The sequence below is a fragment of the Streptomyces fradiae genome, assembly GCF_041270065.1.
Classification (GTDB): domain Bacteria; phylum Actinomycetota; class Actinomycetes; order Streptomycetales; family Streptomycetaceae; genus Streptomyces.
Genome location: NZ_CP065958.1, coordinates 3,680,999 through 3,694,185, shown reverse-complemented (window position 1 = coordinate 3,694,185; position 13,187 = coordinate 3,680,999). Strand labels below are relative to the sequence as shown.

At 73.0% G+C, this 13,187-nt stretch carries 12 protein-coding genes; 9 read left to right on the top strand and 3 right to left on the bottom strand.

Translation table 11 applies throughout. The annotated features are described in order from the left end of the window. The first annotated feature begins 127 nt into the window (after positions 1-127). The 7 genes from JAO84_RS16645 to JAO84_RS16615 all read left to right on the top strand — a co-directional run bounded on the left by JAO84_RS16645 (position 128) and on the right by JAO84_RS16615 (position 7,671). The gene (locus tag JAO84_RS16645; protein WP_370413596.1) at positions 128-1,015 is read left to right on the top strand and encodes a DUF3152 domain-containing protein; all 888 of its coding nucleotides are present in this window, start codon (positions 128-130) and stop codon (positions 1,013-1,015) included. A 127-nt stretch (positions 1,016-1,142) separates the two neighbouring features. Further along, positions 1,143-2,006, top strand: coding sequence for a tryptophan 2,3-dioxygenase family protein (locus JAO84_RS16640; RefSeq protein ID WP_265865175.1), 864 nt, complete (start codon positions 1,143-1,145; stop codon positions 2,004-2,006). Further along, a complete protein-coding gene (gene kynU, locus JAO84_RS16635; protein ID WP_370413595.1) occupies positions 1,999-3,249 on the top strand; it encodes a kynureninase in 1,251 nt (416 codons plus the stop codon). The genes JAO84_RS16640 and kynU overlap by 8 nt, the downstream gene beginning before the upstream one ends. Positions 3,250-3,394: 145 nt before the next feature. Beyond that, a complete protein-coding gene (locus tag JAO84_RS16630; RefSeq protein WP_370413594.1) occupies positions 3,395-4,267 on the top strand; it encodes an alpha/beta hydrolase in 873 nt (290 codons plus the stop codon). 106 nt (positions 4,268-4,373) lie between these two features. Continuing rightward, positions 4,374-5,756 carry a sensor histidine kinase gene (locus tag JAO84_RS16625; protein ID WP_370413593.1) on the top strand — a complete coding sequence of 461 codons (1,383 nt, stop codon included), beginning with the start codon at positions 4,374-4,376 and terminating at the stop codon, positions 5,754-5,756. Beyond that, on the top strand, positions 5,753-6,415 hold the full coding sequence (locus JAO84_RS16620) for a response regulator (RefSeq protein WP_370413592.1): 663 nt from the start codon (positions 5,753-5,755) through the stop codon (positions 6,413-6,415). The genes JAO84_RS16625 and JAO84_RS16620 overlap by 4 nt, the downstream gene beginning before the upstream one ends. A gap of 26 nt (positions 6,416-6,441) precedes the next feature. Further along, a complete protein-coding gene (locus JAO84_RS16615; protein ID WP_370413591.1) occupies positions 6,442-7,671 on the top strand; it encodes a cytochrome P450 in 1,230 nt (409 codons plus the stop codon). Between the two features lie 54 nt (positions 7,672-7,725). On the opposite strand, the gene JAO84_RS16610 is transcribed toward JAO84_RS16615, so the two are convergent. Both JAO84_RS16610 and JAO84_RS16605 read right to left on the bottom strand, forming a co-directional pair. After that, positions 7,726-9,309 carry an ABC transporter permease gene (locus tag JAO84_RS16610; RefSeq protein ID WP_370413590.1) on the bottom strand — a complete coding sequence of 528 codons (1,584 nt, stop codon included), beginning with the start codon at positions 9,307-9,309 and terminating at the stop codon, positions 7,726-7,728. Beyond that, the gene (locus tag JAO84_RS16605; protein WP_370413589.1) at positions 9,306-10,202 is read right to left on the bottom strand and encodes an ATP-binding cassette domain-containing protein; all 897 of its coding nucleotides are present in this window, start codon (positions 10,200-10,202) and stop codon (positions 9,306-9,308) included. The genes JAO84_RS16610 and JAO84_RS16605 overlap by 4 nt, the downstream gene beginning before the upstream one ends. 113 nt (positions 10,203-10,315) lie before the next feature. Between JAO84_RS16605 and JAO84_RS16600 the strand changes: the two genes are divergently transcribed. Then, on the top strand, positions 10,316-10,840 hold the full coding sequence (locus JAO84_RS16600; RefSeq protein ID WP_370416781.1) for a GbsR/MarR family transcriptional regulator: 525 nt from the start codon (positions 10,316-10,318) through the stop codon (positions 10,838-10,840). Here JAO84_RS16600 and JAO84_RS16595 read toward each other — a convergent pair. Beyond that, positions 10,837-11,664: a diacylglycerol kinase gene (locus JAO84_RS16595; protein WP_370416780.1), complete on the bottom strand. Its 828-nt coding sequence runs from the start codon at positions 11,662-11,664 to the stop codon at positions 10,837-10,839. The two genes, JAO84_RS16600 and JAO84_RS16595, sit on opposite strands and share 4 nt — an antisense overlap. Before the next feature lie 194 nt (positions 11,665-11,858). Between JAO84_RS16595 and JAO84_RS16590 the strand changes: the two genes are divergently transcribed. Continuing rightward, positions 11,859-13,142 carry an adenylosuccinate synthase gene (locus tag JAO84_RS16590; protein ID WP_265865184.1) on the top strand — a complete coding sequence of 428 codons (1,284 nt, stop codon included), beginning with the start codon at positions 11,859-11,861 and terminating at the stop codon, positions 13,140-13,142. Positions 13,143-13,187: the final 45 nt, after the last annotated feature.

Sequence of the window (13,187 nt, the reverse complement as noted above, 5' to 3'; positions counted from 1 at the left end):
CGGCCCAATGCACCCATGCTGTAACAGCTGCCCCCGATCGTTCGAGTGTGTTCGAACGCGTGGTTACGATCGCGGGGATCGCACATCGGGCCGTCGGGGGAGGGCCTCTTTCGGGGGGAAGGCCGCTTTGGGGAAGCGCCGTGCCACGCAGCAGAGCCGTCGACGCCGCAGGGGGAAGCAGCGGGGGAGGGGCGGCCGGTTCGTGCTGCCGGTGCTCGCGCTGGCGCTCGTGGCGCTGGGCGGCGGGGCCGCACTCGCGCACTTCGAGGGGCAGGACGGCCACGTGACCGCCGCGCCGCCCTCGGAGCCCGTACGCACACCGTCGTCGCAGCCGCCCACCCCGACGCCGAAGCCCCAGCCCAAGCCGACGCCGACGTCCAGACCCACGCCCCGGCCCACCCCGAAGAAGACAGCAAAGCCCGCCCCCGAGAAGACCGCCGTGCCGCGGTCCGGCGCCGGCACCTTCACCACCGCCCGGGCCACCGGCACCCCCGTCGGCACCGGCGGCACGCTGCGCCGCTACCGCGTCCAGGTCGAGGACGGCGTGGACGTCTCCGCCCGTGAGGCGGCCACCGAGATCGAGCGGATCCTCGCCCACCCGCGCGGCTGGGCCGCGCACGGCCGGGGCCGCTTCCAGCTGGTCAGCGCCGGTGAGAACGCCGACTTCGTGATCCGGATCGCCACCCCCGACACCGCCGACCGGCTGTGCGCCGCCAACGGCATGAACACCCACGGCGAGCTGAACTGCGAGACCTCCACCGGCGTCGTGGTCAACCTCAAGCGCTGGCTGCTCGGCTCGCCCACCTTCGCGGGCCCGCCCCACGAGTACCGGCACCTGATCATCAACCACGAGGTCGGGCACGAGATCGGGCTGCGCCGGCACATGGGCTGCCCGGGGCCCGGCAAGCCCGCGCCGGTCATGATGCAGCAGATCAAGGGACTGCACGGCTGTCATTCGAACGCGTATCCGTATGACGAAGACGGGATCTACATCGAGGGCCCGCTCGTGTCATGATGCGCTTGGGAGCGCGTGCGACGAAGCCCGCCTCCCGAGGGGACCGGGGCTCCCGTGCCGGCCGGGTCGATGACCGCCGAACGGAGGAGCGGACCGCTACCCGGTAGTTCGTATCGAGGAGACAGAAATGTCCACCTTCCCCGATGCCTCCGGAGCCGGTACGGTCGCCGACGTCGTCGCCGACGCGCCGAACCTCGACTTCGCGGGCACCACGCCGTACGAGGACTACGTCCAGGCGGACGTCCTCACCCACCTCCAGCACCTCCGCTCGGACGACCCCGGCGAGATGGTCTTCCTGGTCACCACCCAGGTCATGGAGCTGTGGTTCACCGTGATCGTCCACGAGTGGGAGACCGCGAGCCACGCGCTGCGCCGGGACGACATCCCGGTCGCCATGGACGCGCTCAAGCGCTCGGTGCGCGAGCTGGAGGCGCTCAACCACTCCTGGCGCCCGCTCGCCCACCTCACCCCCGCGCAGTTCAACTCCTACCGCGGCGCGCTCGGCGAGGGCTCCGGCTTCCAGTCGGCGATGTACCGGCGCATGGAGTTCCTGCTCGGCGAGAAGTCGGCGTCCATGCTGGTGCCGCACCGCGGCGCGCCCCGCGTCCACGCCGAGCTGGAGAAGGCGCTCCAGGAGCCCAGCCTGTACGACGAGGTCCTCGGCCTGCTCGCCCGGCGCGGCCTGCCCGTGCCGGCCTCGGTCCTCGGCCGGGACCTGGCGCAGCGCTACGAGCCCTCGCCCGAGGTCGAGGCGGTCTGGGCCGGGATCTACGCGGACAGCGACCAGAACGCCGAACTCGTCCGGCTCGGCGAGGCCCTGAGCGATGTCGCCGAACTGGTCTGGCGCTGGCGCAACGACCACCTGGTGGCCACCCGGCGCGCGATGGGCGCCAAGACGGGCACCGGCGGTTCGGCGGGCGTCGCCTGGCTGGAGAAGCGGGCCCAGAAGAACGTCTTCCCCGAGCTGTGGACGGCGCGCAGCCATGTCTGAGACCCGCGACGAGACGTTCTCCGCGCCGCACGACAAGACCTACGGCGAGACCTACGACGAGAAGGCCGCCCGGCTCGACGCGGCCGACGAACTGGCCAAGCACCGCGAGAAGTTCGCCCTGGACGGGACGGTCTACCTCGACGGCAACTCGCTGGGCGCGCTGCCCGCGCACGTCCCCGCCGTCATGGCCGACGTGATCACCCGTCAGTGGGGCGAGCTGCGCATCCGCTCCTGGGACGAGTCCGGCTGGTGGACCGCGCCCGAGCGGCTCGGCGACCGGATCGCCCCGCTCGTCGGTGCCGCCGCCGGGCAGGTCGTGGTCGGCGACTCGACCAGCGTGAACGTCTTCAAGGCGATCGTCGCCGGCACCCGGCTCGCGGGCGACGGCCGGGACGAGATCCTCGTCGACGCCACGACCTTTCCCACGGACGGGTACATCGCGGAGTCCGCGGCCCGCCTCACCGGTCACCGGATCGTGCCGCTCGACCCGGCCGAGATCCCCGGCGCGGCCGGCGAGCGCACCGCGCTCGCCCTGGTCAACCACGTCGACTACCGCACCGGCCGGCTCCAGGACCTGCCCGGCGTGACCGCCGCCCTCCACGCGGTCGGCGCGCTCGCCGTCTGGGACCTGTGCCACAGCGCGGGCGCGCTGCCGGTCGGCCTCGACGCGCACGGCGTGGACCTGGCCGTCGGCTGCACGTACAAGTACCTCAACGGCGGCCCCGGTTCGCCCGCGTACCTGTACGTCGCCGAGCGCCACCAGGACCGCTTCGACTCGCCGCTGCCGGGCTGGAACTCGCACGCCGACCCGTTCGGCATGACCCCCGGCTACCGGGCCGCCGACGGCGCGCTGCGCGGCCGGGTCGGCACGCCCGACATCCTGTCGATGCTGGCCCTGGAGGCCGCCCTCGACGTGTGGGACGGCGTCCGGATCGAGGACGTGCGCGCCAAGTCGCTCGCCCTGACGGACTTCTTCCTGGAGTGCGTCCGGGCGTACGCCCCCGAGGGCCGGGTCGCGTCCGTGACCCCCGGCGCGCACGCCGAGCGCGGCAGCCAGGTCGCGCTGCGCTGCGCCGAGGCGCCCGCCGTCATGGCGGAGCTGATCCGCCGGGGCGTGGTGGGCGACCTGCGCCGCCCGGACATCCTGCGGTTCGGCTTCACCCCGCTGTACGTGGGCTTCGCGGACGCGGAGCGCGCGGCGCGGGTGCTCGCGGACGTGCTGCGGGACATCCCGGCGGCCTGATCCGCCCGGCCCGCGATCCTCCTCGTAACGGGTTCGATCATCGGCCGATCATCTGATCTGTGGGGGCCGCACTCCTGGTACGGTCCCCGCAGGTCAGGCCGACGGTTCCGTCAATCGGCCCTGTACGAGGAGAGGTTGAAGCACCATGCCGGACGACCCTGTCGCGCGTGACGCCGCCGAAGAGGCATCGGCCTTCTCGCACCCGGCCGTCGCCCCGGACGCCTCCGCCGCGTACGGTCCGCACCCCGACCAGGTCGTCGACTTCTACGCGCCGCGCGACGGCCGGCCGAGCGCGCCCCTGGTCGTCGCCCTGCACGGCGGCGCCTGGCGCGCCCCGTACGACCGGCAGCACCTGACCCCTTTCGTGGACTTCCTGGCCCGCCGCGGCTTCGCCGTCGCGAGCGTCGAGTACCGGCGCGGCAGCGACATCCCCCGGCAGGGCGGCACCGCCCCGGTCGCCGGGCGCTGGCCCGAGACCTTCGACGACGTCGCCGCCGCCCTCGACGCGCTGCCGGACCTCGCCGCCGCGCACCTGCCGCAGGCCGACCCGCGCCGTACCGTGCTCACCGGCCACTCCGCGGGCGGCCACCTCGCCCTGTGGGCCGCCGCCCGGCACGTCCTGCCGGCCGGCTCGCCCTGGCGGCTGCCCGCCCCGCCCGCGCTGCGCGGGGTCGTGGCGCTCGCCCCGATCGCGGACTTCGCGTCCTCCGTCGAACTCGGCGTGTGCGGCGGCGCGGTCAGCGAACTGCTCGGCGGCGACGCCGACTTCGCCGCCCGCGCGGCGCTCTCCGACCCGGCCGTCCTGCTGCCGACCGGCATCGCCACCACCCTCGTCCAGGGCCGCACCGACATCGTCGTCCCGCCCGCCGTCGCCGAGGCCTTCGCGGCCGCGGCGGCCGAGGCCGGCGAGACCGTCGGCTGCACCTTCCTGGAGGACGTCGGCCACTTCCCGCTGATCGACCCGGCGGCGGACGCCTGCGCGGTGGTCGCGGAGGAGATCGCCCAGCTGGCGTTCTAGGGCCACGGTGGGCTCGGACTGGGGCCCGGGTAGTCCTCAAGGGGGACCCGCCGGGATCCGTACGCAGCCGGACGACCCCGGCGCGAGCCGCCCGTACGGTGGTCGGGTGACTTCGACCCGGACCACCGAACCGAGCCGCAGCCCCGAGCTCCGCCTGACCCTGAAGGCGCTCGGCGGTCTGCGTGCGGACCTCTTCACCGACGCCTTCGCCTACCGCCCGCTGCGGCGTCTCGACGTGAGCCGCGGGCCGCTCCGCATCCTCCCGGAGCGGATCCGCGACGAACTCGGCGTGCTCCCGCACCTCGTCGTCGGCTTCGCCGCGATGATCGTCTTCTTCCTCGGGCTCGCCCAGATCGGCGGCACCCTCAATCCGGTCGTGCTCGTCTACGCCGTCGTACCGGCCGCGACCGTGGTGCTCACCCTGATACGCCCGATGCTCGCCTTCTGGGCATCGCTCGTCTCCACGCCGTTCCTCGCCTTCCTGGGCCGGGCCGACGGAGACTGGCCGTGGGCCCCGAACTCGTTCGCCGCGCACCTCGTGGTCCTCGTCGTCGTCGCCCTGCGCACCCGGCCGCGCACCGCCGGCTGGATGTGGCTGGTCACCGCCGGGTACGCCCTCTTCGCCACGGTCCTCATCGGTGCGCACGGCGGCGGCGACGCCTTCGCGCTGCTGTTCGTCGCCGGGGTCTGTCTCCTGCTGGTCACGACCTCCCAGGTCCGCCGCCAGGCGCGCCGCGAGGTCACCGCCCAGCAGAGCGTCACCGCCGTCGAGCGCTCCAAGCGCACCCTCCTGGAGGAGCGCACCACCATCGCCCGCGAGCTGCACGACGTCGTCGCGCACCACATGTCGGTGGTCGCGATCCAGGCCGAGGCCGCCCCGTACCGCGTCGAGAATCCGCCGCCGGAGCTGGAGCAGGCCTTCGTCACCATCCGCGAGAACGCGGTGGCCGCGCTCACCGAGCTGCGCCGCATCCTCGGGGTCGTACGGGCCGAGGACTACGAGGCGCCGGACGCGCCGCAGCCCACCCTCGCCGACCTCGACAGCCTGGTCGCCAATGTCCGCGAGGCCGGGCTGGGCGTGGAGAAGGCGGTGACCGGCGCGGTGCGCGAGCTGCCGCAGGGCGTCGAGCTCTCCGCGTACCGGATCGTCCAGGAGGCCCTGTCGAACGTGCTGCGGCACGCGCCCGGCGCCGCCGCCCGGGTCGAGGTGAGCTACGTCCTCGGCGGCCTCGGCCTGCGCATCGCCAACGGCCCGGCGCGCGGGCTCGTCAAGCCGTCGCCGGGGGCCGGGCACGGCATCACCGGCATGCGGGAGCGTGTCACGATGCTGGGCGGCGAGATGACGGCCGAGGCCACCGCCGACGGCGGCTACGAGGTCACCGTCTTCGTCCCTGTCAGCCGGGACCAGGGCCGGGACCAGGACCGGGACCAGGACCAGGACCAGGACCGGGACGACCGTGACCGGGACCGTGAGGAGAGCCAGCCGTGATCCGGGTGCTGATCGTCGACGACCAGATGATGGTCCGCGAGGGCTTCTCCGTGCTGCTCGGCGCCATGCCGGACATCGAGGTGGTCGGCGAGGCGGTGAACGGCCGCGAGGCCGTCGCCCAGGTCGCCGCCCTGCGCCCCGACGTCGTCCTCATGGACATCCGCATGCCCGAGCTGAACGGCATCGAGGCCACCCGCGAGATCGTCGCGGCCGACGCCGCCGCGAAGGTCCTCGTGCTCACCACCTTCGACCTGGACGAGTACGTCTACCAGGCGCTGCGCGCCGGCGCCTCCGGCTTCCTGCTCAAGGACGCCTCGGCCCGGCAGCTCGCCGACGGCGTCCGGGTGGTCGCGGCCGGTGAGGCGCTGCTCGCGCCGACCGTCACCAAGCGCCTCATCACCGAGTTCGCCAAGTCGGCGGCCGCCTCGCCGCGCCCGCCCGCGATCGCGCAGATCGGCGAGCTGACCGAGCGCGAGACGGAGGTCCTGGTGCTGATCGCGCAGGGCCTGTCCAACGCCGAGATCGCCGACCACCTCGTCGTCGCCGAGTCCACCATCAAGACCCATGTGAGCCGCATCCTGGTGAAACTGGGCCTGCGCGACCGGACGCAGGCGGCGGTCTTCGCGTACGAGGCGCGACTGGTGCGGGTCGGCGGGTAGGGCGCTGCAGCGGGTAGCGTCCAGTCATGGATGCCGCCGATGCCGCTCACGCCGATTTCGACCCCTGGTCCCCGGAGTTCGTCGCCGATCCCTACCCGGCCTACGCGCGGCTGCGCGCCGCCGGCCGGGCGCACTGGCACGGGCCGACCCACCAGTGGCTGATCCCGCACTACGAGGACGTGTCGGCGCTGCTGCGGGACCGCCGCCTGGGCCGTACGTACACCCATCGCTTCACGCACGAGGAGTTCGGCCGGGAGGCGCCGGACGCGGCCCACGAGCCCTTCCACACGCTCAACGACCACGGGCTGCTCGACCTGGAGGGCGCCGACCACACCCGGATCCGGCGGCTGGTGTCGAAGGCGTTCACGCCGCGGACGGTGGAGGACCTGGCGCCGACGGTACGGCGGCTGGCCCGCGACCTGGTCGCCGGTCTGGTCGCGGACGGCGGCGGCGACCTGCTCGCCAAGGTCGCGGAGCCCCTCCCCGTGGCGGTGATCGCCGAGATGCTCGGCATCCCGGCGGAGGACGAGGAGCGGGCCCGGCTCCGGCCCTGGTCGGCGGACATCTGCGGGATGTTCGAGCTCAACCCCTCGGAGGAGACGGCCCGCCGGGCGGTGCGCGCCTCGCTCGAGTTCTCCGACTACCTGCGGGAGCTCCTCGCCCGCCGCCGCAAGGCCCCGGGCGACGACCTGATCTCGGGGCTGCTCGCCGTACCGGAGCTGACCGAGCAGGAGATGATCTCCACCTGCGTGCTGCTGCTCAACGCCGGCCACGAGGCGACCGTGAACACCACGGTCAACGGCTGGTGGACGCTGCTGAGCCGGGGCGTGCGGCCGGATGTCGGGCCGGGCCCCGAGCCCGATCCCGAAAAGTTGTCCACAGCTGTGGAAGAACTGCTGCGCTACGACACGCCCCTGCAGATGTTCGAGCGCTGGGTCCTCGATGACATCGACCTCGGCGGCGTCGTCATCCCGCGCGGCTCCGAGGTCGCCCTGCTCTTCGGCTCCGCCAACCGCGACCCCGCCCGCTTCGGCCCGACCGCCGACACGCTCGACCTCACCCGCGCCGACAACCCGCACATCACCTTCGGCGCCGGCATCCACTACTGCCTGGGCGCCCCACTCGCCCGCCTCGAACTCACCGCGGTCTTCGCCGAGTTGCTGAAGCAGGCGCCGGAACTCCGGCTCGCCGCCGAGCCGGAGTGGAAGCCGGGCTATGTGATCCGGGGCTTCAAGGAGCTGTTGGTGGAGATGTGATCACGCGGCGAAGGGCCCCCGTTTCCGGGGGCCCTTCGCCCGCTCGTCACGGCGTCACGAGGTCATGAGGTCCCGGCGGCGCAGCCCCACGAGCCCGGCCGCGACGAGCGCGACCGCGAGGGTGGTCAGGGCCAGGACCGGGGTCCAGGTCATCTCCTGGCCCGGCAGCTTCGGCAGATGCCCGAAGGGGGAGAGGTTCAGGACCGACTGGGGCAGGTTCAGGGCCGGGCCGATCCAGCCGATGACCAGGCAGATCCCGGCCGCCGCCCACCCGGCCACCGCGGCCTTGGGGAAGGCGCCGTGGAACAGGACCGCGACCCCCGCGAGCGTCCAGACCGCGGGCAGCTGGACCAGGCAGGCGCCCAGGATCGGGCCGAGGTCCTTGCCGTAGGTGAGGGAGAGCCCGACGCCGCTGAGCACCATGATCAGTACGGCGCCCGCGAAGGCGATCACCAGGTGACCGGCCGCCCAGCGGACCCGGCCGACCGCGTTGGCCAGGATCGGCTCCGCCCGCCCCGAGGTCTCCTCGCCGTGCAGCCGCAGCACCGACCCCACCGCGTACAGCGCCGCGATCATGCCGAACATCCCGATCATCGCAGCGAGGAACGCGCTCTCCAGCGCGGACTGCCCGCCCATCCGCTCGAAGATCTCGCGGGCCTGCTGGTTGTCGCCGACGATGTCCGCCGCACCGGAGGCCATCCCGCCGAAGGCGATCCCGGCGACCAGGAAGCCGATCGACCAGCCGAGCAGCCCGCCGCGCTGGAGCCGCCAGGCGAGGGCCGCGGCCGTCGCGAGCCGCCCGACGGCCGGTCCGGGCCGGGTCGGCAGGAAGCTCATGCCGACATCGCGGCGGTTCGTCAACGCGTACGCGAAGCCCGCCTGGACGAGGACGGCGGCGCCGATCAGCAGGAGCACCCACCAGCGCTCGCCGCCGTACGGGCGCACGTTCTCGGCCCAGCCGATCGGCGAGAGCCAGGTCAGGACGGACGATCCGTCGGACTTCCCGGAGTCGCCGGCGGCCCGCAGCAGGAACGCGGTGCCGAGGACGCCCGCCGTGAGGCCCTTCGCGAGCCGCGCGCTCTCGGTGAGCTGGGCGACGATCGCGGCCATGGTGGCGAAGAGCATCCCGGTCCCGCCGACCGCGAGGCCGAGCGCGAGCGCCCCGCCCGCGCCCTGGCCGGCGAGTCCGGCCGTGATGATCAGGGCGACGAGGGCGTTGGCGAACACCGCGGTGAGCAGGGCGGCCGTCAGTGGTGCACGGCGGCCCACCACGGTGGCGGAGAGCATCTCCTGACGGCCCGTCTCCTCCTCCTCGCGGGTGTGCCGGACGACGATGATCAGGCTCATCACGGCGGCGAGGGTGGCGCTGAAGACGCCGAACCGCCAGGCCACGAGCCCGCCGACCGAGTCGCCGAAGACCGGTCCGTACAGCGCCCGCAGGGAGCTGTTGCCGCTCATCGCGCCGGCGACCTCGGCGCGGGCGGCGGGGGTGTCGTACAGGGCCTGGATCGAGCCGACGCCGCTGGCGACCATGCCGCCGACGACGACGGCCCAGATCGGCAGCATGACCCGGTCGCGGCGCAGCGCCAGCCGGGTCAGGGACCCGGTCCCGGTCAGCGGGACGGTGAGCGTGCTCATCGCGCCGCCACCTCGTCGCTGTAGTGCCGGAGGAAGAGCTCCTCAAGGGTGGGCGGCGTGCTGGTCAGGGACCGGACGCCCGACTCGGTCAGCGACCGCAGCACCGCGTCGAGCTTGTCGGTGTCGACCTGGAGCCGGACCCGCTTGCCCTGCACGTCGAGGTCGTGGACGCCGGGCAGGTGGGCGAGCCCGTTGGGCGCCCCGGCGAGCTCGGCGGTGACGCTGGTACGGGTGAGGTGCCGCAGGTCCGCGAGCGAACCGCTCTCCACGGTCTGCCCCTGGCGGATGATGCTCACCCGGTCGCACAGCTCCTCCACCTCGCTGAGGATGTGGCTGGAGAGCAGCACGGTCGCGCCGCGCCCGCGCGCCTCGGCGACGCAGTCCTGGAAGACCTCCTCCATCAGCGGGTCGAGGCCGCTGGTCGGCTCGTCGAGGACGTACAGGTCGACGTCGGAGGCGAAGGCGGCGACGAGGGCGACCTTCTGCCGGTTGCCCTTGGAGTAGGTGCGGCCCTTCTTGGTGGGGTCGAGCTCGAAGCGCTCGATCAGCTCCGCCCGCCGGGCCCGGTCGAGGCCGCCGCGCAGCCGCCCGAAGAGGTCGATGACCTCGCCGCCGGAGAGGTTGCGCCACAGGGTGACGTCGCCGGGGACGTAGGCGATGCGCTTGTGCAGCTCGACGGCGTCGGACCAGGGGTCCCGGCCGAGCACCTGGGCGGCGCCGGAGTCGGCGCGCAGCAGCCCGAGGAGGACCCGGATGGTGGTGGACTTCCCGGCGCCGTTGGGGCCGAGGAAGCCGTGGACCTCGCCGGTCTCGACGGTGAGGTCGAGGCCGTCCAGTGCGTGGGTGCGCCCGAACGCCTTGTGGAGTCCGGCGACGGTGATTGCCTTCGTCATGCTTCAGAACGTACGCTACTTTCACAAACTTGTGAAGTTAAGGAAGCGTATGGAAAGTGGGTGAGATAGTGGACGCCATGACTGAGGGCACGGCTGAGGGCATCACTGAGGGCATGACGGCGGATACGGCCGAGGGCGACGCGACCGATGCGGCGGACGCCACCGCGCGCTTCGTGGAACGCTTCGCCGCCGAGATGACCGCGGCCGGCATGCAGCGCATGGCCTCCCGCGTCTTCGCGGCCCTGCTCTCCTCCGAGACCGCCTCCATGACCTCGGCGGAACTGGCCGAACGGCTCCAGATCAGCCCCGCGGCCGTCTCCGGCGCGGTCCGCTACCTCTCCCAGGTCGACATGGTCAGCCGCGAGCGCGACCCCGGCACCCGCCGTGACCTGTACGTGCTCCACAACGAGCTCTGGTACGAGACCTTCACCCGCCGCGACCAGGTCCTCAGCCGCTGGGAGAAGATCCTGCGCGAGGGCACCGACACCCTCGGCACGGACACGGCGGCGGGTCGCCGGCTCGCCGAGACCGCCGAGTTCTTCGCCTTCCTGCACGACGAGATGGCCGGGATCATGGACCGCTGGCGCGTCCGCAAGGACGCGGAGCGGGCGGCGGGAGCCCAGGGCGGCCAGGCCTAGGGCCTCTCGGCGCGAGGCGCCTCGCGCGGCACCGTGAGCCCCCACGCCCCCGCCCGTACCGTCCAGGTCCGGCGGCGGACCGGGCCGGAGACCGCCGTGTCGGCGCGGTAGCGGAAGTCGGGGCCCGCGACGGTCAGGGTGCGGGCGGTGGTGGTCCGGGCGGGCTCGTCGCCCGGCGGGCGGAGGGTCAGCGCGAGGGTGCCCGCGAGGGCGCGGACGGTGAGCCCGGCGAGCGGCGTGTCGAGATCGCTGAGCAGCACCCCGTCCGCCTCGACGCGCAGCCGGTGGGCGGGCGCGGCGAGGACCGCCGGCGCCGGCCGCACCAGGGTGCGGACGAGCGAGCGGCAGGTGTGCCAGACGGTCGGCGGCGCGGTCGGCGGTGCGGGCGCGGGGCCGCCGCCCGAGGGCCCCGAGCCGCCCGAGGCCGGCACGTCGAGGCGGTCGAGGACGAGGCCGCCGCTGTCGTCGACGAGCAGGTCGAGCCGCCGTACCGCCCCGTCGAGCACCGCCCGCGCGGCCGCCACCGTGCCCGGCGGCACACCGAGCGCACGGGCCGTCGTCACCCGGTCGGCCGCACCGATCGGGACCATCGCGACGGCCGTCGTACCGGCCCCGTCCGCCGGGTCCCGGTCACGGTCCCGGTCGCGCTGCAGCAGGGTCACGGCGCGCAGCAGCGCGCGGTCGTCGCCGAGGACGACAGGGCGCCGGGAGCCGCGCCTGGCCAGGGCCCGGGAGAATTCCTCCGGACCGTCCGGCAGGCAGATCTTCGCTTCGGCGCCCGCCGACAGCACATCTTTCGCGATCCGTACGGACTCGCCGTCCATTCGGCGGGCGACCGGGTCGACGATGACCAGCAGCTGGTCGTGATCCGACACCTCGGTCCTTCCTCGGGTAGTCTCTTTGTGCAAGAGCCCCTTGCGCTATTGCGCCAGGGGCTTCGTCTATTCCGGGGCACACCGGTGAGGCGGCGTCGGCCCCCTGACCTTGGTCTTGCCCCGCCCGGAAGGGGTGTACGCCTGTGCCCGCACTTGTGCTGCTCGGTGCTCAGTGGGGTGACGAGGGCAAGGGAAAGGCCACCGACCTGCTCGGCGGGTCCGTTGACTACGTGGTGCGTTACCAGGGCGGCAACAATGCCGGCCACACGGTCGTCGTCGGCGACCAGAAGTACGCGCTGCACCTTCTCCCTTCCGGAATCCTCTCCCCGGGGTGCACCCCGGTCATCGGAAACGGCGTCGTCGTCGACCCGGCGGTCCTGCTCTCCGAGCTGAGCGGGCTGAACGAGCGCGGCGTCGACACCTCCAAGCTCCTGATCAGCGGTAACGCCCATCTGATCACCCCGTACAACGTCACCCTCGACAAGGTGACGGAACGGTTCCTCGGCAAGCGCAAGATCGGCACCACGGGTCGCGGCATCGGCCCGACCTACGCCGACAAGATCAACCGCGTCGGCATCCGGGTCCAGGACCTGTACGACGAGTCGATCCTCACCCAGAAGGTGGAGGCGGCGCTGGAGGGCAAGAACCAGCTGCTCGCCAAGCTGTACAACCGCCGGGCGATCGAGGCCGCGCAGATCGTCGAGGAGATGCTCCAGTACGCGGAGCAGATCAAGCCCTTCGTCGCCGACACCACGCTGATCCTCAACAAGGCGCTCGACGACGACAAGGTCGTGCTCTTCGAGGGCGGCCAGGGCACCCTGCTCGACGTCGACCACGGCACGTACCCCTTCGTCACCTCCTCGAACCCGACCGCCGGCGGTGCCTGCACGGGTGCGGGCGTGGGCCCGACGAAGATCAGCCGGGTCATCGGCATCCTCAAGGCGTATACGACCCGCGTCGGCGCCGGCCCGTTCCCGACCGAGCTCTTCGACGAGGACGGCGAGGCGCTGCGCCGCATCGGCGGCGAGCGCGGTGTGACCACCGGCCGTGACCGCCGCTGCGGCTGGTTCGACGCGGTCATCGCCCGCTACGCGACCCGCGTGAACGGCCTGACCGACTTCTTCCTCACCAAGCTCGACGTGCTGACCGGCTGGGAGCAGATCCCGGTGTGTGTCGCGTACGAGATCGACGGCAAGCGCGTCGAGGAGCTGCCCTACTCGCAGACCGACTTCCACCACGCGAAGCCGGTCTACGAGATGCTCCCGGGCTGGTCCGAGGACATCACCAAGGCCAAGACCTTCGCCGACCTGCCGAAGAACGCGCAGGCGTACGTGAAGGCCCTGGAGGACATGTCCGGCGCCCCGATCTCCGCGATCGGCGTGGGCCCGGGCCGGGACGAGACGATCGAGATCAACTCGTTCCTGTAGGCCGTACGGCATACCCGTGAGGGCCCGCACCCTGGGGTGCGGGCC